A 23,731-nucleotide genomic window follows, 5' to 3' on the forward strand; every position below is an offset into this window, starting at 1 on the left:
TGGCCGGCATCAGCGCCAGCCTCGCGGTGAAGGTCGAACGCATCGACCAGCGCCTGTCCTACCTGCGCCAGGGCGCCATGACCGTGCTGCCGCAGATCGAGATCGACGACCTGCAGCCGCAGACCGGCCCGCCCCAGGGCGGCAACCTGGTGACCCTGCACGGCCGTGGCTTCAACCACTACATGCAGGTGCGCTTCGCCGGCGCCCTGGCCGGCGACCTGAAGATCCTCAGCAGCAACCGCGCCGAAGTGCGCGCGCCCGCCGGCAGCTTCGGCAAGGCCAAGGTCGCCGCCACCAGCCAGCTGTTCCCGGGTGAGCAGAGCGACTCGCCGGTGGATTACTTCTACACCGGCATCCCCACCGGCTCGGTCAACCTGCCGGCCGAGATGGCCAGCCCGGTCTCGGCCATCGCCCGCCTCGACGGCGCCGAGAGCCAGCTGCTGTACGCCGTCACCGGTGGCAGCTTCGACAAGCTCGACAGCCAGGGCCGCGTCGCCACCCTGACCAGCAACGCCGCGCGCCTGCTGGTGGCCGACATCAGCGACCCGGTGCACCCGGTGATCGTCACCCGCGAGTTCGCCGGCCAGACCAAGGCCTACCACTACGAAGCGCCCAACGGCCTGTCGCCGCGCGGCTTCGTCGACCTGACCATCAACGGTCGCCAGCTGTTCGTCGCCGGCGGCCGCAAGCTGCTGCAGTTCGACCTGACCCTGCCGGCCGCGCCGGAGAAGCTCGCCGAACTGGACATGGCCGGCGAGATCAACGCCCTGGCCAGCCGCGACGACCTGCTCTACGTCGCCTACAAGGACGGCGTGCGCCAGTACCGCATCGGCCAGGACCTCAAGCTCACCGACCTCGGCCTGATCGGCGTGCAGCAGCTGGGCGGCGTGCCCGGCCGCCTGCGCCTGGCCGGCTCCAGCCTCTGGGCCACCCTGCCGCAACAGCGCCAGCTGGTGGAACTGGAACTGGCCAGCGGCGAATTCCGCGTGGTGCGCCGCGTCGCCACCCGCGACCAGGCCGGCAACCCCTTCGTGCCCGAGGACCTGCTGGTGGTGCCCGAGCGCCTGCTGGTCTCCAGCGGCAAGAACGCCACCGTGCAGCTGTTCAACCTGGACCGCAGCGACGATGCCACCCCGGTGGCCGACCTCAAGCTCACCTACCTGGTCAGCCGTGGCGACCTGTTCGCCGGCCAGCTGCAGCTCGCCGGCCAGACCCTCTACGTGGCCGGCGGCCAGGGCGACGTGCAGCTGTTCGACATCTCCCCGTGGCTGAACGGCAATGCCCGCGCCAGCATCGGCCTGCGCGACTACTTCAGCGTGCTCGGCAACGTCAACAGCCTGTCCCTGGGCAGCCAGGCCCTCTACGCCGGCAGCGCCTTCGTCTACCTGGACGGCGCGCCCGCGGAGAACCCGCTGCCGAGCCTCGACGCCGGCAACTACCTGGGCGGCAGCCTCAACACCCTGGCCTACCAGAACCTCGCGATCCTGTCCCAGCAGCCGCTGCCGTCCGGCCGCCTGCCGCGCGACGGCGCCATCGAGGTGCAGTTCAACCGCCTGCTGGACAACGCCCAGCTGCGCGACCAGGGCAGCCAGCTGGTGCAGCTGCTGCTCGACGGCACCCCGGTCCCGGCCCAGGTGGCCCAGGTCGGCGTCGGCCGCCTGGTGCTGCGCCCGGCCTCGCTGCAGGCCGGCAAGCAGTACCAGGTGCAACTGGGCGCCGCCCTGCGCGACCAGCAGGGCCGCACCCTGGGCCACGACTACCGCTTCGGCTTCGTCGCCGACGACCAGCAACTGCCGGAGCTCGACAGCGTCTCCCCGCGCCAGGCCAGCTGGCGGGGCGGTGCCGAGGTCACCCTGCGTGGCCGCAACTTCGCCGAGGGCCTGGCGATCGAGGTGGGCGGCCAGCGCGTGCCGGCGGCCGACGTGCTGCATCGCGACGACAACCAGCTGCGCTTCCGCGTCCCGGGCCTGGTGGCCTCGCCGGACCGCAACCTGCCGGTGGGCCTGCGCCTGAAGCAGGGCGGCCAGGAAGTCTTCCGTGGCGCCGCCCTGACCTACGTGGCCGATCCGCGCATCGACCAGTCCGGCCTCTACGACCGCCTGGCCGGCACCCTCAATGCCCAGGCCAAGCGCTTCACCTACAACGCCGGCGAGATCATCGGCCTGCAGGGCCGTGGCTTCGGCGAATCCACCGTGGTCCGGGTCAACGGCCGGCAGATCGCCGAGACCCGCCTGGAACGCGCCGATCTCATCAGCTTCGCCGTGCCGGAGAACAGCCTCGGCCAGCTGCTGGTGGAAGTGAGCAACCAGGGCTTCGCGGGCGATCTTTCCAGCGACGCCAGCCTGCGCATCGAACTGCCGGCCCGCCGCCAGCTGCAAAGCGTCCAGCAGTTCCGCCGCCAGGGCGACCTGCTGCTCACCGGCAATGGTCGCGACGTGCAGCTCTACAGCCTGCGCGACGGCAGCACGCCGCAACTGCTGGCCAAGTGGCAGGCCGCCGCCGAGCTGGTCGACCTGGCCCTGGGCGATCGCTACGCCGCGGTGCTGGGCGACAAGACCCGCCTGCAGGTCTATGACCTGGCCAACCTCTACTCGCCCCAGGCGCTGCCGGCCCTGGCCAACAGCCGCCAGGTCGCCTACGACAAGGTGCGCATCGCCGGCGACCTGGTGCTGGCCAAGTCCGGCAACCGCGTGTTCCACGGCCAGGTCCAGGGCCCCGAGCTGAAGGAGCTGACCCTCGCCGCCGGCACGCTGGTCGACCTGGCGCTGGACGGTCGCGCCCTCTACCTGCTCTATGGCGACCGCCTGGAAGTGCGCAACGTGCGCGACCCGTCGCAGTTGCTGGCCACCCAGGTCCACGGCCTGGCCGGCGCCAGGTCCCTGTGGCTCGACGGCTCGCGTCTCTACCTGCAAGGCACCTCCGGGCTGCAGGTGCTGCAACGCGCCGCCCTGCTGCGCGGCCGTGGCGAGCCGGTGCTCGGCGAGCTGGAACTCCCCGCCCGCATCGGCAAGCTCACCAGCCAGGGCGAACTGCTGGCCTGGCTGGACAACGGCCGCCTGCAGGTGCTCGACCTCGACCTGGACGCCCAGCGTCGCCTGGTCGCCCGTGAAGTGGCCGCGATCACCGTCGGCAGCGCCGAGGTGGGCTCGCTGGGGCAACTGGAGCTGCACGGCGACCTGCTGGAATGGAGCAACGGCGGCAATTACTTCAACGCCGCCGTACCGCTGAACAACGCCTGGGGCCTGGCCCCGGAAAGCCTGGCCGCCGCCGACGAGCCGGTGGGCCTGCGCCTGTCCGGTGCCGAATACGCCTGGCGCGAGGCGCGCCTGGCGCTGTCCTCGGCCAGCGGCGAGAGCATCGCCAGCGACTCCCAGTTACTGGGCCGCGAGCTGCGCGCCCTGGTGCAACAGCCGAGCTTCCAGCCGGCCGGTCTCTATCGCCTGCAACTGAGCCAGGCACCGCTGGACTGGCTGCAGGGCGCCGAGGTGAACATCGACCTGCCGTGGCTGGTGGATGCCGTGGACTTCTTCGGCGCCGCCCAGGTGCGCCTGGACAGCCTGCAACCCAACCGCAGCATCAGCGGCGTACCGCGCGACTACGTGCTGCGTGGCCGCCAGCTGCACCTGATCGACGAACTCCAGGTGGGCGACCGCGTGCTCGGCCGCAGCCAGCTGCAGGCCAACGCGACCGGCGACCAGTTGAGCTTCCGCCTGCAGATGGAGCAGGCCGGCCTCTACAGCCTGCAGGCCCGCTACGGCGACGAACGCGCCACCCTGCCCACCGCCCTGGCCGTGGTCACCCCTCTGGCCATCGACGCGGTGCAGTCCGCCCATGCCGCCGGTGCGGTGGTCAGCGACGCCGGCGGCACCCAGGTGCACATCGCCGCCCAGGGCCTGTCCGAGGGTCTCAGCCTGCACTGGTACCCGGCCGGCCAGGGCATCCAGCCCACCGCCAGCAACCGCGTGGCCTTCACCCTGGTCGACGACGGCCTGAACTTCGTCACCCCGCCCAGCCAGCCGGGCTGGCAGTACCAGGTCTCGGTCGTGCGCGAGTCCAGCGGCGAGCGCGTCGACAGCGTCCCGGCCCAGTGGCTCACCGCCATCGACGACACCGCCCCGAGCGTGCGCCTGATCAGCGCCCTGGGCGCGTCGCAGTCGCTGGTGCTGGAGGCCGACGAGCCGCTGCAGGCCCAGGGCGTCAGCGTCATCAAGGTGTTCAAGGACTACGAGACCCACGCCCAGCCGAGCGAAGACGTCAGCGCCCGCTTCCAGCCGCTCATCGCCCAGGGCAAGCGCCTGGAGCTGCGCCTGCGCGCCGATGCCCAGCTGGAGGCCAACGCCCTCTACCAGATCGCCCTGAGCGGCATCCGCGACGCCGCCGGCAACCCGGCCCGCGACAACACGCTGATCAAGGCCGGCGCCTACAACGGCGTGTTCCAGGCCGAAGACCGCCTGGCGCCGCGCTACGACTCCCTGCAGATCGCGCTGCAGGATGGTCGCCCGCTGAGCCCGGCGGTGCGCCTGAAGACCGGCAACCGCTACGGCTTCAAGGTCAGCGCCCAGGACAACCTGCAGGCCGCCGACAAGATCGCCTTCGCCTATCGCCTGTCCGCCGATGGCGGCCAGACCTGGAAGACCGACTGGGTGCCGGTGCAGAAGGGCGAGTTCAGCCTCGATCTCAACGGCCAGTACCAGGGCTTCAGCCTGCTGCTGCGCGCCAGCGACGGCCGCAACAGCGTCGACCGCCGCTTCGACGCCGACATCAGCGCCCCGGACCTGGGCCTGGCCTCGTTCAGCACCCTGCCGACCCCGGTGGAAGAGAGCACCCCGGCCGAGCTGCGCTTCGCCATCAGCGGCGACCTGGACCTGGTGCGCAGCACCGAGGTCCGTCTGCTGGACGGCCGCTACCAGGCCGCCACCTTCGACCGCGCCAGCGGCCTGGCCAGCCTGAGCCTGCCGCACCCGCGCCTGCGCGACCTGCCGGGCGCGCCGACCACGGCCACCCCGATCACCGCCGAGCTGCGCGTGGGCTTCGGCCTGGCCGGCCAGGAAAGCTACCGCTACTTCCAGGTGGGCTACGACCTGCAGCCGGACCGCACCCCGCCGCAGCTGTCGATCATCGCGCCGCTGGACGGCGAGTTCGTGCCCCGTGGCGAGGTGACCGAGGTCATCCTGCGCAGCTACGACCGCTACGGCATCGACCGCGTCGAAGCCTGCGTCGACAGCCGCAGCGCCGATACCTTCGCCGACGCCCAGGCCTGCCAGCGCCTCGCCGACCCGGGCCGCCTGCGCCTGCCGGTCGCCGCCGACGCCACCCAGCCGATCCACGTGGTGGCCCGCGCCATCGACCTCAACGGCCTGGCCAGCGCGCCGGCCAGCGTCACCCTGCAGCCCTACGACAGCCGCAGCGGCGCGCCGGAACTGAGCTTCCTGGTCCCGGCCGACGGCCTCGACGTCCAGGCCGGCGAGACTATCCCGGTGCGGGTGCGCATGCGCAAGCTCGAACAGGCCACCCTGAACCTCGACATCGCCGGCAACCCGCAGCACCCGGGCAACCCGGCGGCGCGCAGCCTGACCCGCGCCGCCGACGGCGACGACGTGGTGGAGCTGGCCGTGCCCATGCCCCAGGTCGCCGCCGATGGCGTGCTGGTGCTGCGCCTCGAAGCCACCTGGCAGGGCCAGACCCTGCGCAGCCAGCGCATCCTCAACCTGCACGCCGACAACGGCATCGACCAGGACGTCGCCCTGCTGCTGCAACCGGCCAGCACCCTGCTGGCGGGCACCCAGCTGTGGATCGACGCGCCGCCACCGGCGGGCATGACCGACTTCAGCCGCGATTCGAGTCTCGACCTGTTCGACCCGGCCGATGCCGGCAGCGCCGCCGCGCGCCTGGCCTTCGGTGACCAGCGCCAGGTCTGGAACAGCCGCTTCGACGGTGCCGGCCTGCGCCTGGCCGCGACCCTGCGCGACCGTTCCGGCCACGAGAAACAACTGGACCGCAGCCTGGCCAAGCTGGCCTACCTGCAGGCCGAAAGCCGTCGCGAGCCCATCGAGACCGGCTATCAGGCCGGCCACCTGACCCGCCTGCCGGGCCTGGCCCAGGGCGCCGCCTGGGTCGAGAACGCCCAGCGCGACGGTTACCGCATCCGTACCCTCGACGGCCTGGTGGAAAGCCGCGACAGCGGCCGTGTCCGCCAACTGGCCTTCACCGGCACCGGCCTGGCGGCCCAGGTCCGCCGCGACGGCCAGGACTACCTGCGCTTCTGGCGCTGGCAGGACGGCGCCTGGCTGGCCGCCGTGGAACAACCCATCGCCGGCACCCTGCTGGGCGGCAGCGGCGACCTGCTGTACGTCCGCCATGGCCAGCAACTGGGCGGCTACGCCGTCGACGGTGGCGCCATGAGCGAGCTGGTGGGCCTGAGCCTCGCCGACGAGATCCGCCAGGTGCAGCTGGACGGCCAGCGCCTGCTGGTGCTGACCGACAAGGGCCTGGAATGGCTGCAGCTGGACGACAGCCGCCTGCCGCAACTGGTGCGCCGCGCCGGCCTGGCGCTGCCGGGCCGCCTGGGCTTCGCCCTCGACGGCGAGCGCCTGCTGGCCTGGACCGCCACCGAAGCCGCCCGCTACACGCCGGTGCTGGATGCCGACGGCTGGCGCCTGGGCGATGCCACCGTGCTGGCTGTCGACGGCCGCGTGCAGCGTGCCCGCTTCGACGGCGAACTGGCCTGGCTGCGGGTAAGCAACGACCTGCACGGTGACAGCTGGCAGGCCTGGCGTGACGGCGAGCGCCTGGGCGCCCTGGCGGGCGAACGCCAGGACCTGGCCTTCGGTGCCGGCCGCCTGGTGTCCCTGCAACTGCGCGATGGCGTGCAGCACCTGGTGGTCGAGCCCCTGAAAGTGGCCGCCGCACCGGCTGCCGCACTGACCGCCAAGGCCGTGCGCCTGCCCTTCGGTGTCCTGGTCGGCGGCTTGCCCGCTGCCGCCGAGGCCGCGCTCGGCCAGGCCGACCTGAGCCTGCGCGATGGCGCCGACAAGCCCCTGGCCGCCCAGGCTTTCTGGTACCAGGGCGAACTGGATGCCTACCTGGGCGAGGCCTTCCCCCAAGGCCGCGCCTGGCTGCTGGCCAACCCACCGGCCAGCCTGCGCCTGGTGCTGCAGGACCACGCCGGTGAGCAGGCCCTGGACCTGGCCGTACCTGCAGCCACCCATGCCGCCGCCGAACTGACGCCCGACCAGGGCGCGGTCCTCGCCGCCGGAGCCCGCCTGCCGCTGGCCGCCGCGTTCGCTGCCGGCAGCGACGGCCGTGGCGCCACCCTGTCCCGCGAGGGCCAGGTGCAGCCCGGCATCAATGGCCTGCGCCAGCGCTTCAGCTGGATCGGCCTGCCCGCCAGCGGCGAAGCCCGCTACGCCTGGCAGGATGCGGCCGGCGCCCGCGAGATCGGCTTGTTCACCAAGGCCAACCCGTCCACCAGCGCCGTCACCCTGAGCGGTGCCGGCAACAACCAGGTGTTCGCCGAAGGCTCCAGCCTGTCCCTGGCCTACCAGGTGGGCGACGTCCCGGCCTGGGTGGAGATCGAACTGCTGAGCTTCAACGGCCAGTCCGTGCAGCGCATCCTCGACGCCGGCCAGCAGGGCCGCTTCAGCCTGCGCCTGCCCCAGGTGGCCGTACAGGAAAGCTATGTGCTGCGCGCCCGCGCCTACTTCCCGGGCGACTTCCACTACAGCGAGCAGCAGCTGAACCTGCGCGTCGCGCCGGCCCAGCAACTGCCCCAGCCGCAACTCGTTGGCCTGCCGAGCCTGCTGTACGCCGGTAGCCGCGTGGACCTGAGCCTGAGCGGCGTGGACGCCAGCCGCTTCCGCATGAGCTTGCAAGCCTTGGACGGTGGTAATCGCCTGCTGGCCAGCGGTGACAGCAGCCTTAACTTGCGCCTGCCGAAGGACATCCGCGAACTGCAGGTGCATGCCCTGATCGACGATGAGCTGGGCAACCGCCAGGAGCGGCGCTGGAGCGCGCCGGTGGTGGATGCCTGGAGTCTACAGCGTGAAAACGTGCGACTGCCCTTCGACCTGATGCTGCCCCAGGTGGGGGGCTACTGGCTGGCAACAGGTGCCGAACTGCATGACGCCCAGGGCTTGCGTCAGCGTATGGATGGCCCCATCGCCGCCATGGACAACCTGCAGCGCTACCTGCTGCTGAGCATCAAGGGCTTCGGCCTGACCCTGCTGGACCCGCAGGACGGCCTGCGCAGCGCCGGCAGCCTGGCCGTGGCCGCCCCGATCAACCATCTGGCGGTGCAGGGCGAGCGCGTCCTCGGCGCCAGTGGTCGCGACCTGTATTGGTTCGACGCCCTGGGCGGCCAGCTCAAGGCCACCGGCACCCAGACCCTGGGCGCGGAGGTCCGCCAACTGCTGGCCCGCGACGACGGCTTCCTGGTGCTCACCGCCGGCCAGGTCCTGCGCCTGTCCGCCAGCGGCCAGGTCATCGCCAGCTTCAACGGCGAGAACCTGCTGGCCATGGCCCGCAGCGGCGACCAGCTGCAGGTGTCGGATGCCGCCGGCCGCCTGTGGCGCCTGGACGCCGGCCTGAAGGGCACCTCCGTACAGCTGGGCACCGCCGCCAAGCGCCTGTTCGCCCTGCCGGGGCAACTGCTGGCGCTGGCCGACGGCCGCCTGCAACTGATCGACCTGGCCACCCGCCAGCGCATCGCCGACTGGAGCCTGGGCAACGCGCCCGTGGCCGCGGCCCAGTGGACCGGCGGCCGCCTCTGGCTGGGCGGCAGCGAAGGCCTGGTGCTGCGTCCGCAGGCCGGTAGCGCGGGCTTCCACCTGTTGCACGACAGCCGCAGCCTGGCCACCCCGACCCGTGGCAGCGTGGAAGACCTGGGCCTGCGTGACGGCCAGGTACTGGTCGCCGCCGACAACTTCGGCGCCCAGTTGCTGCGCCAGGACGACGCCGGCACCTGGCAGTCCACCCTTTACCCGAGCCAGGCCTTCACCCAGGCCGCCAGCCAGGTGGCCAGTGCCGGTGACCTGTGGTTCCTCGCCCAGGATCAGCAGCAGCAGGTGGTGGCGCTGTCGCGCTCCACCCTGGCGGCGCAGACCGTCTTCGCCCAGACCCCGGTGAATGATCTGGCCATCGCCCGTGGCCAACTGCTGGTGGCCAGCGGCGGCAGCCTGCTGATCGCCCCCCTGGACAACCTGACCAACCCGGCCAGCCGCCGCAGCCTGCTGGTCAACGCCCAGGAAAGCCTGCGCCAGCTGTCGGCCCACGGTAGCCGCGTCGCCGCCTTGAGCGAGAGCGGCCGGGTGTTCCTGGTGGACCTGCGCAGCGACGCGCGCCAGCCGGTCAGCGAACTGAGCGCCCAGCTCGGTGGCGAAGTCCGTCAACTGGCGTTCGATGGCGATGCGCTGTTCTACCTCTCCGCCGAGCGTGCCTGGCGCTACGACCTGCGCAGTGGCCAGCGCAGCGAACTGCTGGCCGGCGCCACCGTCACCCAGCTGTACCTGGGCGGCAACCTGCTGTGGATCGAACAACCCCAGGCCCAGGGCGTGCGCCTGCTGGCCCTGGACCCGGCCAGCGGCCAAGCCATGGCCGGTGGCGAGCTGCGTCTCGCCCAGCGCGTCAGCGCCCTGGCGGTGGAGAACAACCGCCTGGCCGTCGGCCTCGGCAGCCAGGGCGTGCTGGTCTATGAGCTGCCCTACGGCCTCGGCGCCAGCACCACCTCGCTGCTGGAGCCCCTGGCCGGCAGCCACCTGCAACCGGCCCAGGCGCTGGCCCTTGGCCTGGCGGAAGACGGCCTGCGGGGCGTCGAATTCAGCATCAACGGCCAGACGGCCGGCACCCTTGGCCAGGGCCTCGGCCGTACCAGCCTGCGCCTGCCCGCCAGCCTGCCGGGCGGCCAGTCCCTGGCGCTGGGCCTGCGCGTCGAGGACGCCTTCGGGGTGATCCGCCAGGGCAGCGCCCGCGACCTGTTCATGGAGCCGGGCGATGGCGTGGCCAACCCCTTCAGCATCGCCCTGGTGGCCGACGAACATTCCTGGCTGCCCCTGCCGCTGACCGTCAGCGCCCAGGTCAGCGGTAGCCAGCAGCCCCTGGCCCAGGTGGAATTCCTGGTCGCCGCCGACGGCAACGGACCCTGGCAGCGCGTCGCCCTGCGCAGCGCCCAGCCCTACCAGGCCAACCTGGCCCTGGACGGCAGCTTCTCCGGCCAGTACCTCAAGGCCCGCGCGGTGGACGTGTTCGGCAACAGCGCCGAGTCGGCGGCCAAGCGCTTCTACCGCCACCAGGACACCAAGGCCCCCACCGTGAGCCTCGGTTACCAGGGCAGCGCGGTGTTCAAGGACAAGAATCAGGCCGTGCGCGGCTACCCCTTCACCGTCACCGCGCAGATGGCGGACGAGGAGGGCGCCCTCGACAAGGCCTCGCTGATCCGCAACGGCCAGGTGGTGGCGGTGGCCTTCGGCCAGAACCAGCTGAGCTACCAGGATGCCGCCACCAGCCTTGGCGAGCAGGTCTACAACGTCGAGGTGCGTGACCGCGCCGGCAACGTGACCAGCGCCGAGCTGCGCGTCACCGTGATCGACGACGCCTTCCCCGAGGTCACCACCCTGAACCTGCCGGCCGAGGTGATCGAACGCGGTCGCTTCGACGTCCAGCTGGCCGCTCGCGACGACGTCGGCCTGAAGGGCGTCGATCTGCTGTGGAACGGTTTCACTGACCACTACGATGTCACCGGCACCAGTCTGAACCGCAGCTTCAGCGTCCAGGACCGCCGCACCGAGCGCGTCGTCAGCAGCGTCAACCAGCCGTTCAAGGTGCGCCTGACCGACAACCGCGGCCAGGTCAGCGAATCCCCGGTGCAGACCCTGCGTGTGCTCCGTGACCGTGCACCAGACGCCGCTGCCCTGCAACTGAACCTGCCGGCCCGTGGTGTCTACGGCGGGTTGGTCACCCTGCAACTGAACAACCTCAACGCCCTGGACGACACCGGCGGCCTGGGCCTGCGCGTACTGCAACTGGTGGGCAGCGAGCGCAAGGAACTGTTCAACTGCCTGCGCGAAGACACCGGCAACTTCCGGTGCGGTAACGGCACCTACTGGAACGGTCACAGCCGCGATCTGCGCATGCCCGAGGCGGCGCTACCGGGCGACAGCTTCCGCGTGCAGGTGGAACTCACTGACCGCATCGGCCAGCAGACCCTCAGCCGCGAATACGCTGTAGCCCTGACTCAGTCGCCGAACCAGCTGCGCTTCAAGGCCATGCAGGGCAGCGACAACCCCGACCAGTCTCGGGTGCAGGAGCGCCCGGTCTTCCGCGTGCAGGTGCTCGACGCTGCCGCGCGCCCGGTGCCGGAGCAGCCGGTGCAATGGCGTCTGCGTCGCTTGACCGACGGCTACGTGGAGAACCTCGGCATCAGCAACAGCGACGGTGGCGGCTACGCCAGCCTGACCCTCAACACTGATCGCAGCCTGGGCGACTACCAATTGTGGGCGGACCTGCCTCAGTTCACCCAGGTGGCCCGCGCTGAGAAGGCCATCGGCCTGCTCGCCGGTCCGACCCGCAACCTGCTGCTCAGCTACCTGCCTCCAATGGAGGCAGGTGAGACCGTGGCGCTGGACATCCAGTCCCAGGACCTGGTGCTCAACCCGGTGACCGACGACCAGAGCAGCCTGCTGGTGCTGACCCTGCCGGCGGCCGACTACCATGCTCGGCCAGGCCCCGGCATCCAGATCGGCAGTACCACCCTCAACGGCCAGACCGTGGAGCGGGTGCAGGTGACCGTGAAGGACGGCCGCGCGCGGCTGAACCTGCAGGTCGGCCAGAAGGCCGGCCAGTTCAGCCTGCCGCTGTCGAGCAACGGCAACAGCATCCGCTACACCTACGACGGCCGCGGTAGCATCAGCTGCTGTCACAGCAAGCTCGACCTCACCGTGCTGCCGGCCGTGGCCAGCCACCTGCGCCTGCTCAATGACCAGGGCCGAGTACAGGAAGACGGTGCAGTGCTGAACCGGGGCATCAAGCAGGACGTGCGCCTGCAACTGATGCTGCAGGACCGCTTCGGCAACCCCATCACCCAGATTGACGGCAAGCCCGCCAACCTGGCGGTCAACGTCCAGGCCAGCGGCTCCGCCCTGGTGGATGGCAAGGCGGGTGGCGCCACCGTGCAGCTGAACGCCGGGCTGGGCTGGATGGCTATCAGCGACGAAATCTTCGAGGAAGTCACCGTCAGCTTGGCCGGCCCGGTGCAGGCCCTGCCGAACTTGGACCTCACCAGCCGCTTCCGCATCAGCTTCACCGTGCAACCGCCGGAAGTCGTCCGCGCCCTGATCGAGGCCCGCCAGGGCACCGCGCTGCATGCCTACTTCGACTTCGACGAGCCGGTGCGCCTGGCCAGCGGCGACGCCCTGAAGTTCTTTGAGGGCAATACGGCACGTGGCGGCAGCGCCACCCTCAGCAGCGACGGCCGCACCCTGAGCTTCGACGCGCAACCCGCGCTGGCCCTGGGCCGTTGCTACCGCTACGACACCACCGGCTCCGGCCTGCGCGGCGTTGCCCGCGACGACCAGGTCCGTGAGCAGGGCGCTGAGCTGTGTGCGCCTCATGCGCTGTTCAGCGTCGCCAGCCCTCTCAAGGTCCTGGCAAACCAGAAGATAGACGTCCCGTTAAAGAAGGCCGATATCGCTTGGTACAACGTCTACAACGGGCGCGCAGAGCTGGGGGACGTCACCCAGGGCTTCGACTGGACCTACGCTCCTTTCATTGTTCCGGCATTCTTCGACGCCGCGAATGACCCGATCGCTGACGGCGCCCTGCTGCCGTTGACGCTGACCGGCACCCTGCCGGGCTCGCCGGCCAAGCCGGTGGTGCTGGGCAATACCTTGACACTCCAGGTCTTCGACCCGGTTGGCGATTTCGATGGTGATGGCCTCAGCAACAAGGTGGAACTCGAAACCTCCGGCCTTGACCCGACGCTGCCCGACTCGGACGGCAACGGCATCCCGGATGGCGACGAGGATCTGGATGGCGATGGCTTGACCAACCTTCAAGAGGCCAAGGCCGGTACCAAGCTGCGCGTATACGACACGGACGGCGATGACTTGTCCGATGGGGCGGAGGTCCTGACCCATCGCACCGACCCCCTGCTGAAGGATACGGACGGGGATGGCCTGACCGATGGCGAAGAGGTGCGAAATGTTCCGTCATCCTCACCACTGTTGAAGGATACAGACGGTGACAAGATTCCTGATCCGCTCGAACTGAAGATGGGTCTGGATCCTCGTGATCCGGCTGACGGTGAGGCCGACAAGGACGGTGACGGCCTGAGCAACACCCGCGAGGCCCTGCTGGGTACCTTCATCGATAAACCTGACAGTGACGGCGATACCCTGTCGGACGGCGTCGAAGTGGATCAGAAAGACTCCGATCCGCTGCTAAAAGATACCGATGACGATGGCTTGCGCGACGATGAAGATGCGGAGCCGAGGGTCAAGGACACCCAGCCGCCTCGTGTGGGCCTGGAGACGCCGAAGCCTGGCCAGATCCTTCTGAAGAGCCAGCGCATGACCCTGGTGCCGACCCTGCAGGACAATGGCCGGGTTACCAAGGTGGCGTTCCGTGTCAATGGTGCTCAGGTTGCCTTGGTCACGACTCCACCCTTCAACTACACCCTCACTCTGCCAAGTGATGCCGATGGCCTGCGTCTTGAGTTCGTGGCTACCGACACCAACAACAACGTTGGCAGCAGCGGTGAGCATGCCTTCACCTTGGTGCATGACCCATTGACCACGGTGATCGGTCGTGTGGTGAGCAGCGCGGGGCAGCCCGTGGTCGGAGCCCAACTCGATGCCGGTGGGAACACGGGCGTGAGCCAGGACGATGGCCGCTTCGTTATTCCCCGGGTACCGGTAGCACCTGGCCAGGTCTCCGTCATTGCCAGTGGCTTGCTTGGCAGCCAGGCTGTAACCGCTGTCTCCGCACCCGTCGAGCCCATCTGGAATGGCACCACCGATGTGGGCACCATCACGCTGCAGCAGCCGAAGGTACGGGTGGGTTATTACAACGCCCGATTCGATGCTGGCCAGCCGTCGCAACGGTTGGTCATCGAGCGGGCCGGTTATGAGCCGGTTCAGGTGAGCAACCTGGCGAGCTTCGATCTGTCGCAACTCGACATGCTGATGGTGGACAGCTCGCGGAACTACCTTGGCAACAGCAGCTATTCCAACAACCGCGCCAAGGTCTTTGCCTTCGTCGAGAACGGCGGCACGCTGCTGTTCAACGAGGACTACAACACCAGCTCCAATGCAGTACTGGCGGACGTTCCCGGCCAGCCCGCGGAGTCGGTGTGGACGGGCAGCTCGAACCGTTTGACGCCGGTGCTGCGCTGGTCCGATGCCAGCGAAAGCCGCGTCGGCTCCTGGTGGCCCTATCGCAACAACAACTATTCCGGCCACGCCTACATGCCGATGGACACACTCGCGCCTGGCACTGTGCCGCTGATGTTCACCGGGGAGCGTGCTTTCAAGCAGGTCACCGCCATTCGCTACACCTACGGTGCAGGCCAGGTTTACTTCGGTTTCACGCCGACGGAGTATTCCCGTCCAGCTGATAGCGATCCGCTGTTCACCCTCTACCACCCAGGCATCTTGGTGATGATGCACGAGCTGACCCTCAAGGACAGCGACCACGACGGCCTCAAGGACATCTACGAATATGCCCACGGCACCAGTGCCTTCAATGAAGACTGGGATGGCGACACATTGCTGGATGGCTTCGAGGTCAAGTACGGGTTCGACCCGCTGGTACCTGGTGAGCAGAACCTTGATAGCGATGGCGATGGCCTGAGCAACCTGCAGGAGCAGGCGTTGGGTACCAACCCTCGCCAGCCGGACAGCGACGAAGACACGCTGACCGATGGTGCCGAAGTCAACACGCACGACAGTGACCCGCTGAGCGAGGACAGCGACTACGACCGCGTACTGGATGCCGAGGAAGTCCGACACAAGTCCAAGCCGCGCAAGGCAGACAGTGATGACGACGCCATCTCCGACTACGACGAGATCAACCAGTACCACACCTTCCCGGATCTCGCGGACAGTGATGACGACGGTCTGTCTGACTTCATCGAGCTGAAGGGACCCTATGCCGATATCCTCGACCCCCTGAACCCCAAAGATGCCAACCAGGATTACGACGGCGACGGGCTGACCAACAAGCAGGAACTGCTGGAGACCCTGACCAATCCGAAGCTCAAGGACACCGACGGCGATGGCTTGACCGACGCTGAGGAATTGGCGCTTGGGCTCGACCCCATCGTTCGCGACATGGACGGCGATGGCCTGCTGGATGGCGAGGATAGCGAACCGAAGGTCAAGGACACCGAAGCACCCACGGTGAACCTGGTTTCCCCGGTCGCCGGCACCAGCCTGGTTCACGGTCAGCAACTGCGTCTGCGCGCCGACGCCAGCGACAACGGCCGTGTGACCCGCGTGACCTTCCATGTCAACGGCGTGGCCGTGGCGACCTATGACCGCGCGCCCTACCAACACGTGATCCGCGTGCCAGCCGTAGGTGCGCACCTGGACATCGAAGTCAGCGCCCGCGACACCAACGGCAACGAGAGCCGCAGCGGCGTGCGCCGCCTGAGCCTGGTGGATGATGCCGGCACCCAGGTCACCGGCCGCGTGCTGGATGGCAACGGCCGCGCCGTGGAAGGTGCCCAGGTGACCCTGGTCGACGGCTACGAGGCCGCGCGTATCAGGCCGGTTTCCTACAGCCTGGACCAGGGCACGAACTGCGGCACTTATTGCTATGGCGATGACAGCGGGCGGCAGTTGATCGATGGTCGGTTGGGGGCGGCAGGTCTCGTGGCTGACATGGGTATGGGCAAAGCCCATGAGTGGCTGGGCTGGACTGCCCGTACCCAGAACATCGACTTTGACCTGGGGCAGGTGAGCCATGTCACCACCGTCGCGGTCGGCGCTACCCAGGACAGTCTCAGCAACGTGGTACTCCCCTCCTTCGACGTTCTGCAGAAGGTAGGGGATGAGTGGGTTGCGGTCGGCACCCTCAATACCCCGGCGAGCAATAGCAACAACCGCGAGCAGGAGTCCCGTGAGCCGCATGGCCAACTGACTCTCTCCGACCTGGACATCAACAGCCGTTATGTGCGCCTCAGTTTCCGGGCCAACGGCCCCTGGACCTTTGTGGATGAGGTGAGCTTCAGCAATGGCACTGGCCCGATGCCCTCCTCGGCTACCGTGACCAGCGACAGCAAGGGCCGCTTCACCCTGTCCGCGTCCACCCTGGCGCTGGAGCCACGGGTCAAGGCCGAGGCACGTTTCGGCAACCAGCCGGTCTCCGCTGCCAGCGAGGTGTTCGAACTGGTCCGGGGTGGCAGCTCCGATATTGGCGACCTGGTACTGGCCGCCCACGGCCGCACGGCATTCGAGCCGATCGAAGAGCGCCACGCGGTCGCAGAAGAGGAGAGTACTTCGTTCAGCCGTGTGGTGTTCAACAAAGTCCGTTGGGACTTCAACAGTGGCGGTGGCGTTGATTACGGCGCCTACGCCAACGGCTGGACCTTCAGTGGTGCTCAGCGTCTCGACGTCAATGGCTATAGCTACAGCAGTGACAGATACCGCACGCGAATGGATGGCCGCGAGCTGATCTACCCCGCCAAGCAGCTTGGCAATGTATGGGTCAGCCGCAAGGCCTATGTGCCGGAGAACCAGAACTACGCCCGCTTCATCAGCGTGCTGGAGAACCCCAGCGAACAGCCGGTGACCGTACCCTTCTATGTGTCCGGCAGCTTCTACTCAAACCGCCCTGTGTTGCAGACCTCATCTGGCGACGCGGCCTTCGACCCGGAAGACAGTTATCTGCTTGCCGACGATGCGGATCCGGAGGGTGGTGCGCAGGCTGCTGGAGTGCTCTTCGGCAGCCCGGATGCTCCGCTTCGGCCGATTGCCACCTCCTACGGCGGGGGCCGCTACCAAGCCAGGTACCAAGTCACCCTGGCGCCGCGTAGCCGCCAGGTGCTGGTGCAGTACCTGGTGCAGGACGCCAGCCGCGAGCGGGCTCGCAGCACCCTTGAGCAACTGGCCCGTGTGGACGTCGAAGAACCGTACCTGACCATTGAGGAGCATCGGGATATCGTCAACTGGGTCACCCAGGTGGACACCGATGGTGATGGCCTGCCTGACGCAAGGGAGGTCGTGCTGGGGCTCAAGCCGTTGGAGCGGGACAGTGACGGTGACGACCTGTGGGATGGCTTCGAGGTGCGCTACGGCTTCGATCCGCAGCGCAATCAGGGTGAAGCGGCCGCAGACACCGACGAGGACCGCCTGAGCAACCTGCAGGAGCAGGAGGCTGGCAGTCACCCACGTGTGAAGGACACCGATGGTGATGGCCTGTGGGACGGCGACGAAGTGCTGGTGCACCACTCCAGCCCGCTGACGAAAGACACCGATCTCGATCGCATCACCGACCCGCAAGAGCTGGTATTGGGCACCCGCCCCGACCTGGCCGACAGCGACACGGACGGCCTCAGCGATTACGACGAGCTCAACTTGCACCACACCGACCCGCTGAAAACGGACAGTGACGGTGACGACATGCCCGACCTGTTCGAGGTGGAAAACAACCTGCTGGGCGTCAGTGCCCAGGATGACACTGACGGCGATGGGTTGAGCAACCTGGCCGAGTTCCGCGCGGGCACCTTGCCGCGCAACGTCGACACCGACGGTGATGAGTTGCTGGACGGCTGGGAAGTACTGGGCACGCCGCCGAGCGACCCGCTCAAGGCAGACGGCGACGACGGTGGCCGCCGCGATATCAACGAGCGCTTTGTCGATGGCACCAACCCCAAGGTGGCGGGCGACGACCGTCGAAACGTGGGCGGCCACCACTCTTTGAGCGACGAGAACAACCGCAGCTTCACCTTCGCTGAAAATGGTGATGGTCTGAGCAGTACGGGCGATGCCATCAACAGTAGCCGGGCCTTCCGGCTCTATATCAACGGCGAGCGCTACAACTACTGGTACAACGATGCGACTACCAGTGCCAACGGTCGCGAGTATCACTATGAAGGTCGCCGCCTCGACAACCTAGTGGTCAGCCGGCGCGTGCTGGTGCCCAGCGCCGGCGGTGCCTACGCCCGTTACCTGGAGATCCTCGATAATCCGGGCAACACCGAGCAGGTGGTCACCTTGCGCCTGGAGTCCTACTACGGTGCCAACGACGCCCAGACCGCCATCGTTACCAGCAGCGGCGATGACCAGTTGACCACCGCCGACGACTACCTGGCGTTGCGTGATACCGCCAAGCCGACCCGCCCGGTGCTACTCCATGTGCTGGGCGGCAACGCCAACCGTCGCCAGGGCACCAGCCTGGTCACCCGCAACGGTCGTAAGTGGGAGGCGGAGTACCAGGTACGCATTCCGGCGGGTGAACGCCGCGTGGTGATGCACTTCGCCACCCTGGAAGGTTCAGTCGATGCCGCCATGCAGACCGGCGCCCGCCTGCGCAGCCTCAAGGGTCTGGGCCTGGACAACATGGACCCGGCCCTGGCGGGCAAGGTGGTGAACTTCTTCGCTTTCTCTGACCAGGACGAGGATGGGCTGAGCGACGCCGATGAAGAACGCCTGGGAACCGGCGTGACCGACCCTGACTCCGACGATGACGGCATTCCGGACGGCAAGGACAGTGAACCGATGGTGCCTGACACCACCGCGCCGCATGTGGAGATCCAGCCGCTCGAGTCTTTCCGACTCTATGCCGGTGACCCGCTGGATATCACGGCGTTGATCACTGACGACGGTCTGGTTACCAAGGTGGAGTTGCTGCAGGACGGCCTGCTGCGTGAAACCCGCACCAGCGGTGGCAGCCAGACCTTCACCGTGGTTCTGCCCAATCACAGTTCCCTGTTGCAGGTGCGTGCCACCGATAGCAATGGGAACGCGTACACCGATCAAGTCGAAGTCGCCATTGTTACCGTGCCCAAGTTGAGCGTGTCTGGGCAGGTTCGGGATGTTTTGGGCAATCCTGTCGTCGGAGCATGGGTTCAGGTGCAAGACGAGCAAATCGTGACCGACGAGCGGGGGCGCTACCTGGCCCGGGTTCAGGCGGCAGTCGATACCATGCTGGATATCCGGGCCTCGGCGCTGTTCGGCAAGCAACCAATGGTCGCGACACTGAGAATGCCTATGCCAGAGGGTTCGGAGAGCGTAGAGCTCCAGCCCCTGGTGCTAAAGGCCAATACCCGTATAGGCAGTGATGCCATTGCTGAGTCTGAATTGCGCTATGAGGGCGATGTAAACTTCATCTATTCCATTCGAGATAAGGCCTATTGGTGGGATATCCAGAGCAACGGTGCGATCAACGACGGCACTGACAATGCATTCGACAGCGCCCAGAACCTGATCGTCAACGGGCGTGAGTTCCCCTATGTCAGCCAGGGATGGAAGCGCTTGGCCGGGCGCGAGGTCACGTTGTTCGCTGAGGATCTGGCAGGGCTGCGGGTCAGCCGGACCGTCTATGTGCCGCAAGATGCTTATTACGCGCGCTTCATCGAGCGGATCGAGAACACCGGTGATCACGCTATCACCGTACCGGTTCGCATAGCTGGAAACCTGGGCTCTGCGGGGGATACCACCGTAGTCATGAAGTCGTCGGATTATGAGGCCTTTGCCGCCACCGATAGCTGGCTGTTGATCGATGACAGCAAGGATGGTGCCGGTAGCCCGGCTGTAGGGCTGGTCTTCTCCAGCCGTGATGCACTGGTCCGTCCGGATGCGGTAACGCTCGAGGGCGGGCGCTACGAGATCACCTATAACCTGACGATCCCGCCTCATACCCGTCAGGTACTCATGCACTACGCCGTTCAGCACAAGAGCCGGGCGGAAGCTGGACGCGTGGTGATGGCGCTGGCGTCGGATGGCCACAGGGATTCCGGTCTGACGCGAGAAGAGGCGCGTGACTTGGTCAACCTGATTGGATTGCCTGACTCCGACCGCGATGGCCTGATCGATGCCGACGAAGTACCCCTGGGCCTGAACCCGGATAACCCGGATTTCGACGAAGACGGTATCCCGGACGGGCGAGACCCCGAGCCCAAGGTCCCGGACGCCGTGCCGCCGACCGTCACTATCAATCTCAGCAATGGCCCCTACTACCCCGATGAGAGTGTCGGTATCGAAATGGCGGTCGAGGATGCTGGAGTGGTCCGCACCGTTGAGTTGCTGATGAACGGTGAGCAGCAGGCAGTGTTCGAGGGCGCTGGCCAGCATTACCAGCACCTGACGTTGCCTGGGGAGGGGCCTGTACGCTTTGAGGTCCGGGCCACTGACAGCAATCGCAACGTCGGTGTCCAGAGCGCTGATATCGACGTGTTGCCTGTACCGCTGAGCAGCATCAGCGGACGCATCGTCAACGATCTGGATGTGCCCCTGGCGGATGTCCGGGTGACCCTGGAGCCCGTCGGTGGTGGTGAGGTGCCTGCCTTCATGGCACGCCTGTTGGGGGATGAACGGGTCGTGACCACCGGGGAGGATGGGCGCTTCCTCTTCGAGGGTGTGAATCGCCATAAGAATGCCTACTGGATCGTCAAGGCCGAGAAACAGGTCCTGGGTTATCCCGTGGTTGGACAAATCGATGTTCAACTGCGGCAAGACGGCCCCCATGAGGCCGAAGACCTGCAGTTGTATGTCGACGATAGCTATGTAGAGCCGTTGAGCGGCGACCTTGGGCAGCGCTACGACGCTAACGAGGTCACTCTGCAATTGCCCACCGACTTCGCATTTGCCGAAAAAACGCTGACGGTCCTGGTCGACCAGGCTCAGGTGGAAATTGGAAGGCAGATCCTTAACATCGCGACGCAGCCGCTGACGACTGATCCTGACTTCCGCCATGCGTTTCATGTCGCGACGCTTGAGGACCGAGTGGTACTGAGTTGGACCTCCTGGCTGGTCAGAAGGGAGGTACAGGACGACCTAGTGGATCTACAGATGGTGATTCACCGTGATGGGCGCATCGAGAACCGTTACTACAAGCTTCCACAGACAGGATGGAACTGTGAGCAGCGCCACAGCCGTTTCCTGCACGACCGCACCAGGGAGCGCGCCGATGACAGCGTTAACCTGCTGAGCGTGGATGGTCGCCAGGTCTATCGGAACATCGCCATCGAGCAGCAGTGGGACTGTGAGGTCAACCTGAATGGCTACACCATCACCTACGAGCCAACTGCCGAGGGCAACTATCGGATGGTGGTAGGGCGTCTACCGGGGCATCCGGACAGTGACGGTGATGGCTTGTCGGATATCTACGAGGCGCTGCTGGGTACCCGCCCGGACCTCAAGGACAGCGACGGCGACTTGCTGAACGATGGGTTCGAACTCTTCAATCGCAGCGCCATGTACAGCCTGAATCCGTTGGTGCCGGAGCCGGAGGTCGCCCATGAGGATCGCGACGGCGACGGACTGACGGCCCTTGAGGAACAGGAGTACGGAAGCAGCCTGCAAAACCCGGATACGGATGGGGATGAACTGAGCGACGGAGACGAGGTGCACATCCACCATACCGATCCGACTCGCGCCGACACCGATGGCGATTGGGTCAATGACTCGGAAGAGCTGGCGCATGCTTCCAACCCGCTCAAGGTGGACACCGATGGCGATGGGCTCAATGACTACGAGGAAATCAAGGTCCACAACACCCTGCCGGATCGACCGGACAGTGATGGTGACGAAATGGGGGACAAGTTCGAAGTCGACTACGGCATGGAGGGCACAAGCCCCGATGGCGACGAGGACCAGGACGGCCTCACTAACCTCGAGGAGTTCCGCCTGGGCACTCATCCGCGGCAGTTGGACGGTGATGGTGATGGCCTGCCTGACAAGCTCGAGGTTGCGTTGGGGCTTTCACCCACCAAGTACGACAGCGATGGTGCCGGTCGGGGCGATGGCGATGAACTCTTCGTGGACGGCACCGACCCTGAAAACCCAGCGGATGACCTTGCACCGGTCGAGAGGGCAACCGACCTCTACCTGGCCACGGAGTCCGGCTTCGATGTGAACGTAGATGCTGCTGGGCGTTTGGGTTTCCGTGAGCCCGGACAAGACAATGAGTTTGGCGTACGGTTCGCTCTCAGCCTTGATCCGCTGGGTGGCGAGCAAGGCGGTGCTTCTAGCGACGCGCCGTTTGACGATGGACAAGGACGCTACGCGCGTATGGGTGAGGAGCCCATATGGCGGGGACCGCTGACGGCAGTCGATAGTGGGTTGCTGGTCAGTCGTGAGTACTACGCACCCGCATCGGGAAGCGGTTATGTACGAGTGCTGGACAGGTTCTATAACGTCGGGGCTCAGCCGCGTACGGTTTCCCCGAGACTGATTTCGAAACCTACCTCCTGGTGGAAAGGCTACAAGCAGCAGACATCCAGTGGTGATGAGGCGCTGACGGCTGAGGACGGCTGGTTCAGCCTGCGGAAGTATGTGGACGAGGGCGAAGTGCCAACCCTGAGCCCTGCATCGGTCGTCCATGTGTTCGCCGATCTGGCAGGGCGTGGCTCGCTCGGCAGCAACGAGCTTTTCAGTAGTTCCGAGTACGGATGGCATGTCGGCTACAGGTTCGAAATCCCGGCCAATGATCACCGCGTGGTCATGTCGTTCCTGGCGATGGAGAACCTGCAAGGTGGTGCTCAGAGCATGGCAACAATGATCCAGAGCCTGGGCACTACAACGCTGTCAGGCATTGCGGCGGCGGATCGTGCCCGCATCGTCAACTTCACGCCGTGCCAGGACGATGACCTCGACCTGCTCTGCAATAGTGCGGAGTTCCAGCACGGTTCCCGCTCCGATAGCAGGGACTCCGATGGTGATCGTTTCGGCGATGCGTTGGAGGTCCAGTTGGGCAGCGCCCCTAACGATCCGGCTGCCATCCCCGAGTTCGAGATCTATGCGATCGAGGATGCCGATGGGGTCGAAACGACCCGACTCCTGAAGCAGCAGGGCTTCGACGGCCGCCTTGCTCTGATCGGTGAGCTAGACAGTACCTACACCAGCCTGGACTTCACCAATAACGGCGAACTCTGGCTCGCCAATAGGGCGGTGCCGGACGGCGTCGTTTATCGCGCCTTCAGCCCCTCCACTGCGGAGCGACTGGAGGGGGAGTTCTGGACAAACGGTTCGGCCGACATCCTGGATGATGCCCAGGGGAACGGTACGTACTACCTGTACAAGACTTTCAGCGAGAACGACGATGGTGTTCCTCAAGACGTACTCATGATTCGCCAGGTCGTCCAATTGCCGCGCGATGGAAGTACGGACAGTGAGCTCTCACGGGTTCCGGTAAACCCGCGTTGCGGAGTGGGCTTGGCACTCTGGAGTGGTCGACCCTTGCTGTTGAATGAGTGTGGGTTGATGCGTCTGAACCTGCGTAATGACTGGGAGCCCCTCTTCGAAATTAGCTTCGACGAGCATTTTGGAGCGGAGCCGGCGATCCTCTCCATGGACGACCTGCCTCAGGCTGGGGGAGTGGTCGTGCTGGTTGAAGATGAAGTGGACGGCGCACTGCGTCGTGGCCTGGGGTTGATAGACATGAAGACGGGCCATGTGAAACGCCTGGGAGACGTTCCTATCGGCGTCAAGGCGATTTCGGTGAAGGTCAAGGGCTTCCAGAACCAGCCGAAATGGCCAGTTGATATCGAGCCCGCTTGAATTGTGAGTTGGGTCACGTA

The 23,731-nt window shown here is 66.7% G+C and carries 1 protein-coding gene (cut by a window edge); it reads left to right on the forward strand.

Annotated features, from left to right (window positions below; translation table 11 throughout):
* Positions 1-23,711 carry the 3' portion of an Ig-like domain-containing protein gene (locus BM198_RS26610; RefSeq protein ID WP_074973714.1) on the forward strand. 19,153 nt of this gene lie to the left of the window's left edge, so 23,711 of the gene's 42,864 nt are visible here — the last part of the coding sequence; its start codon lies beyond the left edge, outside the window; it ends in the stop codon at positions 23,709-23,711.
* Positions 23,712-23,731: the final 20 nt, after the last annotated feature.

Source organism: Metapseudomonas otitidis (assembly GCF_900111835.1).
Classification (GTDB): Bacteria; Pseudomonadota; Gammaproteobacteria; order Pseudomonadales; family Pseudomonadaceae; genus Metapseudomonas; species Metapseudomonas otitidis.